The sequence below is a fragment of the Pontibacter sp. SGAir0037 genome (genome assembly GCF_005491705.1).
GTDB lineage: Bacteria > Bacteroidota > Bacteroidia > Cytophagales > Hymenobacteraceae > Pontibacter.
On sequence record NZ_CP028092.1, the window covers coordinates 4,457,102 to 4,473,982 of the forward strand.

Sequence of the window (16,881 nt, forward strand, 5' to 3'; positions counted from 1 at the left end):
TTAGTAATTAGTTCTGAAGAAGTTCAGATAGTCTTTTAAGTCTTGCTTCCGCAAAAATATCTTATAGTTGGCAGAAGAGATAACAAAGGTAGTGAAATCTACTCCTCTAATTCTTCCGACAGGTGCCAAAGGTCCTTTTTGTTTTATATTATAATCCTGCGCTATCTTAAAGTTATTGAAAGCGCGGGTTACCAGTATGACTTTATCTCTTTCGTAGCGGATAGCTTCAACAGTTAGGTTCTGGTTTTTATAATAAGTGTTGTTATACTTTTCATACTTCTCTCTCATGTCTTTAAAGGCAGGAGAGTTAGAAGGATACGCTATAACATAGTAGTAAATAGAGTCCTGATCGGTGGAGTACTGTAACGAATCGGCTGAAGCGTCGCGCGGGGCAAGTTCAGAATCTGTTACCACCAGGTCTTCTGGCTTGGCCTGTGTTATAGCAGCATTGGTTTGCTGCTCCACCTGGGCTGCCTGTCGGGCTTCTGCTTGCTGCGTAGCTACTTCCTGCTGCTTTGCATCTTCTTTGGCCGCAGTTGGAGGCGTGGCCGGTTTAGCCGGAGCTTCCTGTTTTACTTCAACCGGATTTACTGTTTCAGGAGTAGTTACAGCTTTAGGCGTTTCTGATATAGTAACGGCAGGGCTGGCAGCTTCTGGCTTTTTCTCCTGCTGCTGCTTCGGCTGAGGAACTGCTCTGTTCTCTGTAGAAGCAACAGCGGTCGCTGCCATATCCAGGTTAGCTTTGGCCTGGGATAGCTGTGCCTCCTGATCAGTAGCCGCTGCGGCAGACGGCGCGTCCTTCCGTAGCAGGTTCTTCTGCTCAAGATCTGAGTAGGTAGCCAACAACTGATTTGCCTTATCAATTAACGGGCTTCTTGGATAACCGGATTTAAAGCGGTTTAACTGCTCCCTTAATGCCTGTGGCTTTTCTGTACGGGCTGTTATCATTACGCCTAAAAAAGCAGCTTTATCGCTGATATCGTTATGCGGGTAATGGCTTTGCAACTGCTTAAGGAGTGCAGAGGCTTGCTCATACTTACGTTGCTCATACAAACCGTAAGCAGAATCATACAGCTGGTGCGCTTTTACATTCTCCTCTGCATTCTGAGACATATAGGCAGGATCATCTACCAGTTTCGCATAAATTGTATTCGGATACTTCTGCTTCAGCTGTGTATAGTAGGTTTGTTTTTGTGCATCGTCTAATTTTTCGTAGATCAGGTACAGGCTATAGTTTACTTCCGGAGCATGTTCAGAATTAGGGTAGCGCTTTAAAAGCTGCGCATATGTATCGGCAGCCTGCTTGCTGTCGTTCAATTTTTGGCTATAAATTTTGCCTAGGTTAAATAAAGCATCCTCAATCAGTTTTTCTGACTGCTGCATCGCCAATGTGGTAAGCGGGATGTTTTTTAGGTATGTCTGTACTTGTGCCTCCTGGCGGGCTTCAGTATCTTCGGCCGGAGCTTCTGTTGCTGTAGCCTGAGCAATAGCAGGGGCCGGTTCTTCATTGTTGCCCCGGTTCTGAAGGCGCCAGTTGTCCTGAAGTGGTCTGTTGCCCCATCTGCGCACAAATTCTGAGCGTGCTGTTGCCATGGCTGCCGGGTTATCGTAATACCATACGCCACTGGCTGTAGTAGTATTGCTGGCAAAAGCAGTATTGTTCCTGTTGCTGTTCACAGGGCTGCTGGCGCGCATATCATCGTTTTGCTGTCTTTCCTGCTGCCGGGCCAGTTCCTGCAGGCGCTGCTCTTCCTCCTGCTGCACAACCAGGTGCAGGTAAGCCATACGTTCGCTGTCGCTGAGTTTAGCCAGGCGCTGCAGGCTGTCCTGTGTCTGAATCGTATTGTATTGTGTAACAAAGTCTGTTAGTACATCTTTTCTTTCCACCACCTGTGCATAACCCGGTGCCTGTTGAGGGAGCACCTGAACGGCGCTATCGTAATAGGCTTGTGCCAGTGTAAATTTGCCCAGGTTCTCGAAATAAATCTCACCTGCCAACTGGTAAGAATAGGCTTTCTGGTTTTGCAGTGTTCCATTCTCTTTCAAAGACTGCTGCAGGAGGTCCATTGCCTTATCGTAATTTTGCTGGCGGAGTTCAAACAGCGCCATTTCATAGTATATCTTGTCCCGGTATTCTGTGTTTTTACTGTCTTTAAGCATTTTGCGGTAATAACCTGCTATACGATCTTTGTCGTGGGTGTTAGACAGCTCTGTTACCTGCCCCAGGTATAACCTGCTGAAGAAAGCCAGGTCATAAGGCGGGTTACGTTTCAGAATTCTATTATATTGCTTAAAGGCCTCCTTGTCCTGGCTTGTAAACTGGTAAAGCCTTCCTAATGAAAACCTGACACGCGACTGGTCGTCCCGCTCTTCAAAGTTAGGTACTGAAAGAGCCAGGTTTTCCATAAGAGCTGCTGTGTCGCCTTGGTGCAGGTGATACTGAGCGCGTGCCAGATAGAGTTCCCGGGCATTATCCTTATTCAATCGTTCCTTTCGCAGCACATCAGAAACTGCCCAGGCATTATCCCACTCCTTTTCCTGCATAAAGCAGCGCATCAACCACACCAGAGCTTCGTGGCGGGTATGGCGGTCGGTGCTATTGGTGTTAATGTACTTAAAGGTTTGCGCGGCTTCTGTAAAGTTAAGTTGGTAGTAGCGTGCTTTGCCAACCAGCAGGTAGCTGTCGTCTATCCACTTGCTGTTCTTATGATACTGAATCGGGAAAGATGCCTTCTTTACCACATCTTCTAGGTCGGACTCAAATGCTTTATAAGTATTTGAGTCTATGGCAGGGTAAACAGGAAGCATGAGATTATAGTCGTAAACCATCTGCTCCTGCAGGCTTTTCTCGATAGCCGCCATCTTTTCATTTGCCAGAAAGTAGCCGTTGTAATGCGCAGTAGTATTATGGTAGGCTTTGCTAAGCGGATTATTGCGCTCAACAGAACATGCTGTGGTAAGTGTGGCAGCAACTAAAAGCAGTATGTAGATAAACCGGGTATTCAAGATAGTAACGTACACGTGATATGGTGGCTAAAACACTAATTTTATTCGATATTATAAATAACGCTGCGGCTATTCTGTTAAGTATAGCAACTACAACAGGTTACTGCTTCACTAAAAGTTTACAGTAGCAGGTAATCTTGCAAAAATATAATAAAGTATTGAATATTAACTAAAGTATGTGTTTATAGCTTAACAGTCATTCTTAGAACCTGCTATTGAACTATAGAAAATAAGAATTGGTTTCAGGCAGAGTTGTGAAGCTGCAAAGGAACAGCTACTCCTTTATTTTAGCTTGAAAAGCATTAATTGCTGTGAACCACGTAAAAAGCAGTAATTTTGTATGCATTTTAAAGGTATGGGAAATACTTCAGAACAAAAGCCTGAAAAGCCTCAGCGTGGAGATAATATAAAGGAGTATGTTAGATATTCCGGTCTGGCTTTCCAGATGATTGGTGCTATGGTGATAGCGGCTTTTGCAGGCCAGAAGCTGGATAAAGCACTAGGAACAGACAAACCATGGTTCACTATAACATTTTTAATAGTTGCAATTGTCGCTTCAATGGTTTTAGCAGTTATGTCACTTATAAAAAAATAATACGTGCTCTTTTATAGAAATCTAGTCATCTTTTCGGGTATCATAGGTCTTGTCATTTGGATGCTGATGTATTTTACAGGCCATATGCTGGTGCATCAGTATATATGGTACATAGGAGCTTTCTTTGTTTTTGTGACAGGGTTCGCCTATTATATTACAGACTTAGGCGTTAAAAACGATCCCGAAAATTTTCAGGTATATTATTTCAGCGCGGTAGGTTTCCGGTTTGTTCTAAGTCTGGCGGTGGTGCTGGGCTATGCCTATTTTGTGAAGGCAGGTATACTTATCTTCGTTTTGAACTTTTTTATGTTATATTTCCTCTTTACAGGGTTTGAAATTTATAGTTTGTTGGCTAACTTGCGGCCCAATTTGAAAAGGCATACTAAGTAAGTGTGTTCTTGCTCGTAAATATTGCTTCTAAACTATTCTTAATGAAGAAGTTATTTGTTCTGTTGTTTTCCTTCTTAAATATATCAGCTTTTGCTGATGCTCCTGTGGAAGGCGGGGAATTTCAAGCCGGTGATATGATCACGCATCACATCGCTGATGATTACAACTGGCACTTTGCAGATGGTGCTACGCTGTACCTGCCTGTTATCCTGATCGATAACGGGAGCGTGAATGTGTTTTCCTCGCATAATTTTTATGACGAAAACCACGAAACGGTTCCCTATAATGGTTATGTGTTAGAGCATGGGCATATCTACCGGGCGAATGCAGAGGGCGAGCCTACAGAAGATCAGTCGGGTTTGTATGACCTGTCTATCACTAAAAACGTGGCTTCTATGTTTGTTAGTGTAGCGTTGCTGTTTGGTGTGTTCTTTACCATTGCAGGAATGTATAAGAAAAATCCTGGTAAAGCTCCAAAGGGAATACAGTCGTTCTTTGAGCCTATCATTATCTTTATTCGTGATGAGATTGCCAAAGCAAACATTGGTCCTAAGTATGAGCGCTATATGCCATACCTGCTTACCGTGTTCTTCTTTATATGGTTTAACAACCTGTTAGGCTTAATGCCAGGTGGAGCCAACTTAACAGGTAATATAGCAGTTACGCTTGTGCTGGCACTGATTACGCTGTTGATCACAGTGTTTAGCGGAAATAAGAACTACTGGAAACACATATTTGCTACACCAGGTGTGCCCGGATGGCTTGCTCCGATTATGATACCAGTGGAATTGATCGGTATCCTGACAAAGCCTTTCTCGCTGATGGTGCGTTTGTTTGCAAACATCACAGCTGGTCACATCATCATTCTTTCGCTTTTTAGTTTGATTTTCATCTTCAGAAGTTTTGCAGTAGGACCTCTTAGCGTGGCCTTTGCTACATTCATGAACTTCCTGGAGTTATTTGTGGCGCTGTTGCAGGCGTACATATTTACGCTTCTTTCAGCCATGTATTTTGGCGGTGCTGTTGAAGAACATCACCATGAAGAGGAGCATCATTAATAGGAATTTTATTTTTTAACTCTATATAACTATAATTATGTTGTTAGCAATCTTGCTTCAAGCTGTTTCAGAAGGTGCTGGTTTAGGTGTCCTTGGTGCTGGTATCGGTGCTGGTCTAGTAGCTCTTGGCGCTGGTCTAGGTATCGGTAGAATCGGTGGCTCTGCTATGGAGTCTATTGCACGTCAGCCAGAGGCTGGTGGTAAAATCCAGACAGCGATGATCATTGCAGCTGCTCTTATCGAGGGTGTAACCCTGTTCGGTGTGGTAGTTTGTCTTTTGATTGTCGTTCTATAAGGCAACCTTCTGTAAAGGTATCAAAGGCTAACAAGCTTTTGCTAATCTCTCGTCTGGGCGCATGGCCCAGACGTAGAGATTTAAATTTGTAATTATAGTTGTAAGCTACTTGTGAAGAGTAGCGGTATTAGACGATTAAATACACAACATTCATAAAAAATGGAATTAGTAACTCCTGGTATAGGGCTGATTTTCTGGCAGACATTAACATTCCTTATTGTTCTGTTCCTGCTTTCTAAGGTTGCTTGGAAGCCAATCATGAATGCTCTTCGCGAGCGTGAAACAAACATCGAAAATGCATTAAGTGCTGCTGAAAAGGCAAAGCTCGAAATGCAGGGTTTAAAAGCTGAAAACGAAAAACTTTTGGCTGAAGCACGTTTAGAGCGTGATAAAATTCTGAAAGAAGCTACCGAAGCTGGTAATAACATAGTAGAATCGGCTAAGGTGAAAGCTAATGAGGAAGGATCGCGCATGATTGCCAGTGCCCGCGAAGCAATTGAAACGGAGAAGCGTGCTGCTATAGCAGAAGTAAAAAATATGGCGGCTGCTATGTCATTAGAAATTGCAGAGCGTATTTTGAGAAGAGAGTTAAACGATCCTCAGGCGCAGCAGGCGTTGGCCCAGCAATACATTAACGAAGTAACGCTAAACTAATAAACATAGCTGATGCGGCTCTTCATGAGCAACATCTTCGATTATAAAAAAGCAATATGTCAGAAATTAGAGTTGCTTCCAGATACGCAAAGTCGCTGATAGAGCTGGCAGAAGAAAAAGGCGTTTTAGAGCAGGTGAATGAGGATATGAAATTATTCTCAAACATTGTTTCTCAAAACCGCGATTTCAAACTGTTGCTGCGTAACCCGATTGTTAAATCTGATAAGAAACTAGCTGTTATCAATGGCATCTTTAAAGGAAAGGTGCAGGACATGACGCTGTCTTTCTTTAACATAGTGGCACGTAAAAACCGTGAATCCCTGCTTGATGTTGTGGCGTCTGAGTTTAAAACGCAGTACAACCTTAGAAAGGGCATTCAGAAAGCAACTGTTACGTCAGCAGCTCCGCTTACACCTGCACTACGCCAGGAACTGGCACAGCGCCTTGCCAATCAAACTGGTAAAGCAGTCGAATTAGAAGAAATAGTAGATCCGTCGCTTATCGGAGGCTTTGTGCTTCGTATTGGCGACCAACAAATAGATAGCTCTGTGAAGTATAAAATTCGCAAGCTTAAAAATAATTTTACAGACAACTCCTATATCAATAAATTATAATCATGGCAGAAGTAAGACCTGACGAAGTATCAGCCATACTAAGAGAGCAGTTATCAAACTTCCGTTCTGAGGCAGAACTGGAAGAAGTTGGTACAGTACTGCAAGTGGGTGACGGTGTCGCTCGTATCTATGGCCTTTCAAAAGCACAGTCTGGCGAGCTTATAGAGTTTGAAAACGGACTTCAGGCACTTGTTCTGAACCTGGAAGAAGACAATGTAGGTGCCGTAATGCTTGGTGACTACAGCGAAATTAAAGAAGGCGACACAGTAAGAAGAACAAACCGCATTGCTTCTGTTAGAGTAGGAGACGGTATCATCGGACGTGTTGTTAACACTCTTGGCCAGCCAATAGACGGTAAAGGCCCTATTGCTGGTGAGCTGTACGAAATGCCAATCGAGCGTAAAGCTCCTGGCGTAATTTTCCGCCAGCCGGTAAACGAGCCAATGCAAACTGGTATCAAAGCGATTGACTCTATGATTCCAATCGGTCGTGGCCAACGTGAATTAATCATCGGTGACCGCCAGACTGGTAAATCGGCTGTGGCAATCGATACAATCCTGAATCAGCGTGAGTTCTTCGAAAAAGGACAGCCTGTATTCTGTATATATGTAGCTGTAGGCCAGAAGGCATCTACAGTAGCACAAGTAGTAAAATCATTAACGGATGGCGGTGCAATGGACTATACAGTAGTTGTTGCGGCTTCTGCTTCTGATCCGGCTCCAATGCAATTCTTTGCGCCATTTACAGGTGCTGCCATTGGCGAATTCTTCCGTGACACTGGCCGTCCGGCGCTGGTTGTTTATGACGATCTTTCGAAGCAGGCAGTAGCTTACCGCGAGGTATCTCTTCTGTTAAGAAGACCACCAGGCCGCGAAGCTTACCCTGGTGACGTATTCTACCTGCACTCCCGCTTGTTAGAGCGTGCTGCCAAGGTAAATGCTTCTGACGAAATTGCCAGCAATATGAACGACCTGCCTGCTTCTATCAAGCACCTGGTAAAAGGTGGCGGTTCTTTAACAGCACTTCCGATTATCGAAACACAGGCCGGTGACGTTTCTGCCTATATCCCGACAAACGTAATTTCTATTACCGATGGTCAGATATTCCTGGAAACTAACTTGTTCAACTCTGGTATCCGTCCTGCTATCAACGTAGGTATTTCTGTATCACGTGTGGGTGGTTCTGCTCAGATTAAGGCTATGAAAAAAGTAGCTGGTACGCTGAAGCTGGATCAGGCTCAGTTCCGTGAACTGGAAGCTTTTGCTAAGTTCGGTTCTGACCTGGATGCTGCTACCAAACTTACGATTGAGCGTGGTCGTCGTAACCTGGAAATCCTGAAGCAGGCTCAATTCTCTCCGGTGCCGGTAGAGGAGCAGGTTGCTGTTATCTATGCCGCTACAAACGGCCTTCTGGATAAAGTGCCTGTAAACGAAGTAAGAAATTTCGAGAAAGACTTTACCCGTACATTACGTGCTCAACACGTAGGCACGCTGAATGCCTTGTTAGCTGGTAAACTTGACGATGAAACGACAGGTGTTCTGAAGCAGGTAGCCAGAGAGCTTTCATCTAAATACAGTAACTAAAAGTTATGCATAAAGGATATAGGCTTAAGCCTATATCCTTTCTTTTGCTCATAACAAAGAAAATATGGCGAGTTTAAAAGAGGTTAGAGCCCGTATTACATCGGTATCGTCTACACAGCAGATTACAAAAGCCATGAAAATGGTGGCGGCTGCGAAGCTGAGACGTGCGCAGGATAACATCATACGTATGCGCCCTTATGCGCAGCGCCTGAATGAGATCTTAACGAATTTGTCTTCTATCACAGATGAGGGTTCGGTAACAAACCAATACTCAGAAAAGCGCGAAGTAAATCGTGTGCTGATTATTGCTGTTACTTCAGATCGTGGTCTGGCGGGTGCTTTTAATTCAAATATTATCAAAGCTGCTACCTCTTTGATCAACGGAAAGTACAGCAGCCAGTTTGCAGCAGGCAACGTTACTTTTTTAGGTATAGGTAAAAAAGGTGCTGAAGCCTTTGCAAAAAGAGGCTACAAGGTTATCTCTGACTATAGTACAATCTTCTCAAATCTTTCTTTTGATACTGTGAGAGGCGCTGCTGAACGAGCTATGAGCGGGTTTGTAAACCGTGAGTTTGATGAAGTAGTACTGGTGTATAACGAGTTTAAGAACGTTGCAACACAAATTGTGCGTACTGAGCAGTTTTTACCAATAGTTGAAAAACCTGTGGAAGAAAACAAAAGCTCTTCTGTTATACCGGACTATGCCTTCGAACCTTCAAAAGAAGAAATTATTGAAGAATTAATTCCTAAGTCACTGAAGATACAGGTTTACAAAGCAGTGCTTGAATCGAATGCTTCTGAGCATGGAGCCCGAATGACCGCAATGGATAAGGCAACAGAAAACGCCGGAGAGCTTCTGAAACAGTTAAAACTAACTTATAACAGAACCCGACAGGCAGCTATCACCAAAGAAATTCTGGAAATTGTGGGTGGTGCAGAAGCCTTGGCAGCAGAATAAGGAAAAACAATATTAAATAAGTATAACGCCCACCCCAAAAGGTGGGCGTTGCTTTTTTCAGGACTAGGTATTACTTTTATATGTTATTTAATTGTTAAAACTTTAACTTATAGCAGGTAACCAAAGTGATGCTGCAATAGCTTGTTATATTTGTAATAAGCTAAACAAAAATAATGGAGCCACAAAAGAGAATTTTATCAAATAATTTTATCAAATCTATTCTTATTGGTGTTATTGCAACCTTTGCCTCATGCACGGGATCTGCAAACACGGCATCTTCTTCAGGTCCGGTTGCTGAGAATAGCAGTTCACAACTTAAGAAAGAGTCTCCTCTGGCAAGGCCAAAATTAGTAGTTGGCATTGTGGTAGATCAGATGCGTTACGATTATCTGTTCCGTTACTGGGATAAATACGGAAGCGGTGGATTTAGAAGGCTGGTAGCAGAAGGATACAACTTTAAGAATGCGCATTACAATTATGTGCCAACTTATACAGGTCCGGGGCATGCTTCGGTTTACACCGGAACAACACCTGCTGTAAACGGTATAGTGGGCAATAACTGGTATAACCGGGAGTTAAAAGCTTCGGTATATTGTACCGATGATGCTACAGTACAGACTGTTGGAAGCACAAACCAGGAAGTTGGCAAAATGTCGCCGGCAAACCTTCTTACCACTACCATCACAGATCAGTTACGGTTGGCTACCAACAAACAATCTAAAGTGATAGGCGTAGCTTTAAAAGACAGAGGAGCGATATTGCCAGCCGGGCATATGGCAAACGGAGCCTACTGGTTTGACGGGAAGTCCGGGAACTGGGTAACAAGTACATTTTATATGCCGTCGCTGCCAGGCTGGGTAGAGGAGTTTAACAACCAGAAATACCCGGATCAGCACCTGAGCCAGCCCTGGAACACATTGTTGCCGATAGACCAGTATACAGAAAGCACCGCAGATAATACACCATACGAGAGTGCCTTCAGAGGAGAAGATCAGCCGGTATTTCCGCATAATCTACCGTCTTTAAGAGGAAAAGATTATGAGCTGCTGCGTTCTGTGCCTGCTGGTAATACCTTTACCTTTGATTTTGGCAGAGCGGCTATAGAGGGAGAAAAGCTAGGCCAAAACGGGCAGACAGATTTTCTGGCCTTAAGCCTTTCTTCTCCGGACTATGTCGGGCATGCCTTTGGCCCGAACTCAGTGGAAGTAGAGGATGTGTATTTACGGCTTGATCAGGAACTGGAAAAATTTTTAACTTATTTAGATGAAACAATTGGTACAGAAAACGTATTAGTGTTTCTTACCGCTGATCACGGTGCTGCCCATGTGCCCGCATTCTTAACAGATAACAAAGTGCCGGCAGGCGTGTTTAATGCAAGAGAGCTTACAAAGTCGCTGGAAGAGTACTTAACAAAAGAATATGGTCAGGGCAAATGGGTGGAGTACACTATAAACATGCAGGTTTATTTAAACCACAACCTGATCAGAGAGAAAAAACTGAACCTGCGGGAAATGCAGGAAAAAGTAGCAAATTATGTACTGCAGTTTAAAGGAGTGAGCAAAGCAGTTGTTGCTGCCGATGTGCACAGTTCTGACTGGACAGATGGTACAATGGGAAAAGTAAGCCGTGGACATAATTTAAAAAGATCAGGTGATGTTATTGTACTGCTGGAGCCAGCCTGGTTTGATGGCGCAGGAACAAAAGGCACCACGCATGGTTCTTATGGCTCTCACGACACACACATACCAATGGTATATTATGGCTGGAAAGTGAAAAGTGGCGAGAGTTCTACAGAAGTGCATGTAGAAGATATAGCTCCCACCATTGCATCATGGCTGTACATTATGGAACCAAACGGCGCTACCGGCAAGCCCTTACAGGAATTGATGAAATAATAAAGGCTTTATATAAAGCCTGTGATACATAAAGTAGTAAACAACATATTAATTTATAAAGATATGGAGAATAACAATCCATGGCACAGCGTGAGTTTCGGGGAAGAAGCTCCAGGTGTGGTAACAGCCATAATCGAAATTCCGAAGGGTTCGAAAGCGAAATATGAATTAGATAAGGAAAGTGGAATGCTGAAGCTGGACCGTGTACTTTTCTCGTCCATTCACTACCCTGCCAACTATGGCTTTATTCCGCAGACATACTGCGACGACAAAGACCCTCTTGATATATTGGTGATCTGCTCTATTGATGTGCAGCCAATGTGTCTGATTGATGCCAAAGTAATTGGTGTGATGCAGATGATTGATAATAACGAAGAAGACGATAAAATTATCGCTGTTGCAAACAACGATATGTCTGTTCGCCATATCAACGATATTTCGGAGCTGCCACCGCACACGCTGCTGGAGATGCGCCGTTTCTTCGAAGACTATAAGAAACTGGAGCATAAAGAGGTTATTGTAGAGCAGTTCCTGGGGCGCGAAAGAGCTTACGAAATTATTCAGGAGAGTATAGAGTTGTATAACACAACATTCGGGGTGCCACAACCTAAGAATGTGATCTAACACTTTTACACTTCCTGTTAAGCCTGACGTAGTACGCAATAGTACGTCAGGCTTTTTGTTTTATAGGCTGAGTCGAATATCCTGGCTCAGGAAATTGTGAACAGGCGTATACTTAAAGCAATGTACCGGCCATTGTTCTAAATGCGTACAATTGGTTTTATAGCTAAGGATTTGTTGCGAAATTGCAGGTTGGTTCATGGAAGATAAAAGTAGCATAGCATACATAGCGAAGACGACAAGCCTCAGGAAAAGTCTGCATCTCATGCTGGAGGCATTGTTGTATAGTAATGTCTTTATCTCATTCTGTGCCTTCTTTCTAACTATAGAAACATACTTGCTGGCTGGTTTGCCAGTTTTTTTGCCAATGGCAGTGTTTGTTTTTATGGCTACTCTTTTTACTTACAACCTTAGCAGCATCCAGAGTATATTGCTTAACCCCAGGCAGCTTATTGTGCAGGAAGGGCAACCATGGGGCATACGTCACAAGCGCCTGCTGGCCATAACAGGGTTAATTAGCATAGGAGCAGCTGCTGTGGTCTACTTTAGATATGGGCTCAGGATTAACTTTTGGTTTATTGTTCATCTGGCTGTTTTATCGGTAGGCTATACCATTCCCATTATCTATAAGCGAGAGAAAGTAAGGCCTTTAAGGAGCATCCCCCTGCTGAAGGTGTTCCTGATTACCTACGTATGGGCGGCTGTAACAACACTCTTCCCGCTGATGCATGCAGAACAGCAGGTCACGTGGTCGGGAGAAGTGTTGGAATTGTTTGGCCGGCGGTTTCTCTTTATAGGAGCCTTAGCTTTGCTGTTCGATATCAGAGATTATAGCTATGATAGAGACAGCCAGACGCTTACCTTCCCCGGGCTGATTGGCATTCGTAACACCAAGTTGTTGTCTTTGGGCTTATTGCTGTTTTATACATTGCTCAGCTTCCTTTCTGCAAGTGGTTCGCTTCTGCTTATGCTGTTGTTGGGTGCGGTTGTGGCTGCTACTGTTGTTGTGCTCTCTGCCGAAGATCGTCCCCGCATTTACTATGCGCTTCTGGCAGATGGTGCTATGTTAGTGCATGCTGGCCTGGTGTATATTGCCTTCAGCTGAGCCTATACCTGGACCATTTGCCGGAATGCCTGTGGCAGATAATCAATCAGGTCAGAAGCGATCATGGAAACATCGCCTACTTGGCTCTTCGCTAAATCACCGGCCAAACCATGCAGGTATACCCCTAAAACACAAGCTTCTTCCAGGGTATATTGCTGTGCGACCAGTGCAGTAAGTACACCCGTAAGCACATCGCCAGTTCCACCGGTGGCCATACCTGCATTACCTGTAGTATTAAAATAAATTTTTCCTTCCGGGGTGCCAATAGCTGTGTGATTTCCTTTTAGAACAACATAGCAGGCATATTCCTGGCAGAACTCCCGCAGGTGCTCCAGCCGGTCATAATTATCTTTTGTTTTTCCAACCAGCCGCTCAAACTCTTTGGGATGAGGTGTGAAAATAACCTTGTTTTTAGGTAACTGTGATTTTAGCCTATCGCTGCTGGCAATAAGATTAATGGCATCGGCATCTATAACCAAAGGTGCCTGGGTAGTAGCCAGCAACTGCCCTATAAGTGTTTTTGTCACTTTTTCGGTGCCAATGCCCGGGCCAATTCCTATGGCATTATACTTTTCTATACTTTCATCCAGCGCTGTAAGATACTTTCTGTTCTTATCTACCAACGTCATGGCTTCCGGTACGGCAGTTTGTATAATGCTATAACCCACAGCCGGCGTTTGTACCGTCAGCAGGCCGACTCCTGAGCGCAGGCAGGCCCTTGCTGCCAGTACGGCTGCTCCCATTTTACCCATGGCACCACCTAGCAGTAAAGCATGCCCGTAGAGTCCTTTGTGGGAGAACTTCTTGCGGGGCTTCAGCAGGCGTTGCGCATCTGTAGCAGTAGTATAATATTTATCTGTATCAACAGATGAAATAAAGTCGGCAGAAAGGCCAATAGGTACAACATGCCAGTCACCGATGTATGACTCGTGCTGTGGCAGAAAAAAAGAAAGCTTTGGTAGTTCAAAACTGATGGTGTAAGCTGCCTTTACAATGGCACCTTCGGCTGGTGTTTGGCTATCGGTGTATAAACCGGAAGGCATGTCGATGGAAGTGATGCAGGCACGGCTGTTGTTGAGTCTTTTGATTACATGAGCAAACAAGTCTGTAACAGGCCTGTTGAGCCCGGTGCCGAAAAGCGCATCTATTACACAGGCGCCTGAAGGCAGGTCAGGTATGGCTTCTGAAGAAGAAATGTGCAGGTAATCTACTTCATCAGGTAATCTGTCGAAGTTCTTTTTAAAGTCAGGAGATGCTTTTGCGGAATCGCCAACGACATAAACTTTTGCTTTATACAACCGCTCACAAAGCAGGCGGGCTACCGCTAGTCCGTCACCACCGTTGTTGCCTGGCCCGCAGAAAATATAAACTGTTTGAGGAGCAGGAAACTTGTTTTCAAACCATCCTGTAAAAGCCCTGGCAGCACGCTCCATTAGCTCCACAGATGATATGTTTTCCTGGTTTATAGTATAGGCATCGGCTTCTCTTGTTTGTGCTGCAGATAAAATTTTCATAGGAATTAGCATGTTAAAACCGGTGCACGCATAAATGCGCCTGATATTTTTTTAATTAAGTGATCTTACAGAGTTTGTTGTATCATAATAGACGTTAAATGCAGGCTTTTGGATAATGTGATAACTGTTACAAACCTGGAGCTGCATTAAAAGCTTAGCGTGAGGGTAAGTTTAACCTTAAAATTATCTGAGGCTTGAGGTAGCGCATAAGGGCCGTAGCGGTAAAAGGCGCCAACACCTATACCTGTAAAGGCAGAGCCGATAATGTTGTTGAGGAGGAGCCCGGATTCATAAAAGCCTTTGCGCATGGAGCTGTACTGCATTCCTTCGAGAGCCGGAAGTTCGTGATCAATATCTCCAAACCCAATATTGGTGAGCGCCACCAGGTCTGGCTTAAAGAACTTGGTTCGTAAAAGCCGCTTGCCAAAGTTCTGCTGCAAGAAGAGAGCTGCATAACGATCAGAAAAGAATTCGTAGGGATACATCGTTTCAAAGCCTTCTCCGGCATAAATATGATGCCGGTCGCTGTAGCTGCCATAGCCGTTATATAAACTCACAAAAGGAGCATCTCCCTGTACAAGTCCACCTGCCAGCGTAAACCTGGTTTCACCTAAGGTTCGCTGCTGAAAAGAAGCCTCTGCGCGTATATCAAATTTGTGGTAACTGTAGTTGCCGTTTAACATATTGTCGAGCCCTTTGGTATACTGCAACCACAGCACAGGATAAGAAGAAGGGAGAGCCATTGTTTGGTTAAACTGCTGCATCAGTTGCTCGCCGTATGCATACCGAAGCCCCACAATAGCCTCTGCTATCTGATAGGCAGGAGCAGGCGCATCTGTTGCCGGCGGCACCAAAGTTGGCCTGCGTTCCTGTTGCCGTATCTCTACCTGAGCCTGCATGTACCGTGCAATTCTTCCTGAAAGGGAAGTGCTGTATTCGGTTACATAGTCGAGGTGGGGGAGAAGGTACGGGCGGTAGTCCCTGATAATAGAGCGTTTCCGGAAAGGAAAGTGGCGCTCTCCGGGAGCAGCTATATCTTCAGAAAAAGCCATCTGCAAGGCTAAAGCAGAGGGTTTGTGCAGTATGAGAGAAGCATCGGCTCCGTATTTCTGTTTCTGATCGCCAAAGGCATAGCCCCAGTAGCCGCCTATGGTAAAACGCTCCGACAAAAGTTTGTTGGTATGTGCACCTATACCCAAACGCAATCCTTCAAAACTGTTTACCCGCAGGATTCGGCGCAGGTCCAGGCTGATAATGCCTACAGGCAATTGCCCTGTAGTAAGGTACTCCATCAGGCGGATGCTCCTGTCCAGGTTTACAGCTCTCCCGGCACTATCGAGGCGCTGATACGTGCGCAGGTCCTGCTCCTGAAGCGAATCTATCCTTTGCTCCTGCCAAAACATCTTTGTCTGGCGGTGTGCACCTGGAGCCTGCGATAAAGCAATGGGGCTAAAGTCGCGGCGGCGCAGATCGGGGTTCAGGTTTATGTTTGTGATGTAGGTACGGATATGGCCGTAAGGTTGATGGCCACGCATGACAATCTGTGGTACAGTTACTTCAACATCCAGCTCTGTCGGGAACCACTGCTGGTTATTTACTTTTTTGAACTGCTGCTGTAGCTTCATGCCTCTTTTGTCGTCTGCTACTGCCGACTCTGCCATCACATTCTGAACCGCCCAACCATCGCTGGTGATATACAGCAGGCCACGAAGCCCATCAAAATTTCTGCCTTGCTCAGGCTCAAAAGAAATAATAAAAACAGAGTCCTGGCCTATAACAGCAGTCTCTTCCAGGGTAAAGCGGTAGCGGCGTGTGCTGCCGGGGCTAAGCGGGCTTAAATAGCGTTTCCCAAAAAAATCGGGCATGTCTTCATACACAGAGAAGTTTCTGGCTTCTGCTGCCACTATGCCAAAGCTGGGTTGCTGCAGGCCTGATACCCGTGTTGCCAATATTTTCTCGTTACTCAGGTCAGGTTTCAGATAACTATAGTCTGTTATACTTTCTGCCAGGAACAGGTGCTGCCTGGCCAGCAGGCTGCGCATTTTCAGGTAAGAAGAATCCTGTGGCGCTAGCTGCAGCGTATCGCTCAGATCCAGGTTGGTGATATCGGTGGCGGTAAGTATAAATTTGTTATAGGTGCGGTAAGTATAGCTTTTTAAATTACCTGTATGGTGGCGGGAGCGGTTGCGGGTGGCCAGCCTGATAATACGGTGTGCCGGGTTTTCGCCGGAGCGTACCACCACCTCCTGCAGGCGGGCAGCTGCCGGACGCAAGTATACATTTAACACACCCGTTGAATCAGGCACAAGCACCTGCGGTGTGTATCCAACGTAGCTGAAACGAAGGCTAGTAACTGGTTGCTGGTGCCGAAGCTGATACTGCCCCTCCAAGTTGGTTGTGGTGCCTGCTTCTCCGGCATTGGCCGCTATACTCACAAAGGCAAGCTTCTCATTTGTTTCGGCGTCGCGCACAGTGCCGCGTATAGTGTATACCTGTGCGAAAGCAGTGGCAGAAACGAACAATGTACAAAGCAGGAGTAGCAGTCGGATATGTGGCATAAGGTAAATATAAAAGAAAAAGCGTTTCCTCCTGC

Annotated in this window: 13 protein-coding genes; 10 read left to right on the top strand and 3 right to left on the bottom strand. The window is 44.9% G+C overall.

Annotated features, from left to right (window positions below):
* Entirely contained in the window at window positions 1-3,021 is a 3,021-nt protein-coding gene (locus C1N53_RS18460) for a tetratricopeptide repeat protein (protein ID WP_240773271.1), read from the bottom strand.
* A gap of 340 nt (window positions 3,022-3,361) precedes the next feature.
* Between C1N53_RS18460 and C1N53_RS18465 the strand changes: the two genes are divergently transcribed.
* From C1N53_RS18465 to C1N53_RS18515, 10 genes are all read left to right on the top strand, one after another.
* Window positions 3,362-3,601, top strand: coding sequence for an AtpZ/AtpI family protein (locus C1N53_RS18465; protein ID WP_137760719.1), 240 nt, complete (start codon window positions 3,362-3,364; stop codon window positions 3,599-3,601).
* Window positions 3,602-4,032: 431 nt separating this feature from the next.
* Entirely contained in the window at window positions 4,033-5,049 is a 1,017-nt protein-coding gene (gene atpB / locus C1N53_RS18475) for a F0F1 ATP synthase subunit A (protein ID WP_137760721.1), read from the top strand.
* A 37-nt stretch (window positions 5,050-5,086) separates the two neighbouring features.
* The gene (gene atpE, locus C1N53_RS18480; RefSeq protein WP_137760722.1) at window positions 5,087-5,344 is read left to right on the top strand and encodes an ATP synthase F0 subunit C; all 258 of its coding nucleotides are present in this window, start codon (window positions 5,087-5,089) and stop codon (window positions 5,342-5,344) included.
* Window positions 5,345-5,503: 159 nt separating this feature from the next.
* The gene (locus C1N53_RS18485; protein WP_137760723.1) at window positions 5,504-5,998 is read left to right on the top strand and encodes a F0F1 ATP synthase subunit B; all 495 of its coding nucleotides are present in this window, start codon (window positions 5,504-5,506) and stop codon (window positions 5,996-5,998) included.
* Between the two features lie 56 nt (window positions 5,999-6,054).
* Window positions 6,055-6,612 (top strand): ATP synthase F1 subunit delta, encoded by a 558-nt coding sequence (gene atpH, locus C1N53_RS18490; RefSeq protein WP_137760724.1) that lies wholly within the window; start codon window positions 6,055-6,057, stop codon window positions 6,610-6,612.
* A gap of 2 nt (window positions 6,613-6,614) precedes the next feature.
* Window positions 6,615-8,195 (top strand): F0F1 ATP synthase subunit alpha, encoded by a 1,581-nt coding sequence (gene atpA / locus C1N53_RS18495; protein ID WP_137760725.1) that lies wholly within the window; start codon window positions 6,615-6,617, stop codon window positions 8,193-8,195.
* 64 nt (window positions 8,196-8,259) lie between these two features.
* A complete protein-coding gene (gene atpG, locus C1N53_RS18500) occupies window positions 8,260-9,153 on the top strand; it encodes an ATP synthase F1 subunit gamma (RefSeq protein WP_137760726.1) in 894 nt (297 codons plus the stop codon).
* A gap of 173 nt (window positions 9,154-9,326) precedes the next feature.
* On the top strand, window positions 9,327-11,048 hold the full coding sequence (pafA, locus tag C1N53_RS18505; protein ID WP_137760727.1) for an alkaline phosphatase PafA: 1,722 nt from the start codon (window positions 9,327-9,329) through the stop codon (window positions 11,046-11,048).
* Between the two features lie 63 nt (window positions 11,049-11,111).
* The gene (locus tag C1N53_RS18510; RefSeq protein WP_137760728.1) at window positions 11,112-11,672 is read left to right on the top strand and encodes an inorganic diphosphatase; all 561 of its coding nucleotides are present in this window, start codon (window positions 11,112-11,114) and stop codon (window positions 11,670-11,672) included.
* Window positions 11,673-11,868: 196 nt separating this feature from the next.
* Window positions 11,869-12,774 carry a hypothetical protein gene (locus tag C1N53_RS18515; RefSeq protein ID WP_137760729.1) on the top strand — a complete coding sequence of 302 codons (906 nt, stop codon included), beginning with the start codon at window positions 11,869-11,871 and terminating at the stop codon, window positions 12,772-12,774.
* 2 nt (window positions 12,775-12,776) lie between these two features.
* Here the strand turns inward: C1N53_RS18515 and C1N53_RS18520 are convergent, their stop codons facing one another.
* Complete coding sequence (locus tag C1N53_RS18520; RefSeq protein ID WP_137760730.1) at window positions 12,777-14,288, bottom strand: NAD(P)H-hydrate dehydratase; 1,512 nt, start codon at window positions 14,286-14,288, stop codon at window positions 12,777-12,779.
* A 146-nt stretch (window positions 14,289-14,434) separates the two neighbouring features.
* Window positions 14,435-16,846 carry a DUF5686 and carboxypeptidase-like regulatory domain-containing protein gene (locus C1N53_RS18525; RefSeq protein WP_137760731.1) on the bottom strand — a complete coding sequence of 804 codons (2,412 nt, stop codon included), beginning with the start codon at window positions 16,844-16,846 and terminating at the stop codon, window positions 14,435-14,437.
* Window positions 16,847-16,881 lie beyond the last annotated feature (35 nt).

Excerpts from the sequence above, each read along its gene's own strand:
- C1N53_RS18465 (WP_137760719.1), top strand. The coding sequence starts at position 3,362 with ATGGGAAATACTTCAGAACAAAAGCCTGAAAAGCCTCAGCGTGGAGAT.
- atpB (WP_137760721.1), top strand. The coding sequence starts at position 4,033 with ATGAAGAAGTTATTTGTTCTGTTGTTTTCCTTCTTAAATATATCAGCT.
- atpE (WP_137760722.1), top strand. The coding sequence starts at position 5,087 with ATGTTGTTAGCAATCTTGCTTCAAGCTGTTTCAGAAGGTGCTGGTTTA.
- C1N53_RS18485 (WP_137760723.1), top strand. The coding sequence starts at position 5,504 with ATGGAATTAGTAACTCCTGGTATAGGGCTGATTTTCTGGCAGACATTA.
- atpH (WP_137760724.1), top strand. The coding sequence starts at position 6,055 with ATGTCAGAAATTAGAGTTGCTTCCAGATACGCAAAGTCGCTGATAGAG.
- atpA (WP_137760725.1), top strand. The coding sequence starts at position 6,615 with ATGGCAGAAGTAAGACCTGACGAAGTATCAGCCATACTAAGAGAGCAG.
- atpG (WP_137760726.1), top strand. The coding sequence starts at position 8,260 with ATGGCGAGTTTAAAAGAGGTTAGAGCCCGTATTACATCGGTATCGTCT.
- pafA (WP_137760727.1), top strand. The coding sequence starts at position 9,327 with ATGGAGCCACAAAAGAGAATTTTATCAAATAATTTTATCAAATCTATT.
- C1N53_RS18510 (WP_137760728.1), top strand. The coding sequence starts at position 11,112 with ATGGAGAATAACAATCCATGGCACAGCGTGAGTTTCGGGGAAGAAGCT.
- C1N53_RS18515 (WP_137760729.1), top strand. The coding sequence starts at position 11,869 with ATGGAAGATAAAAGTAGCATAGCATACATAGCGAAGACGACAAGCCTC.
- C1N53_RS18520 (WP_137760730.1), bottom strand. The coding sequence starts at position 14,288 with ATGAAAATTTTATCTGCAGCACAAACAAGAGAAGCCGATGCCTATACT.
- C1N53_RS18525 (WP_137760731.1), bottom strand. The coding sequence starts at position 16,846 with ATGCCACATATCCGACTGCTACTCCTGCTTTGTACATTGTTCGTTTCT.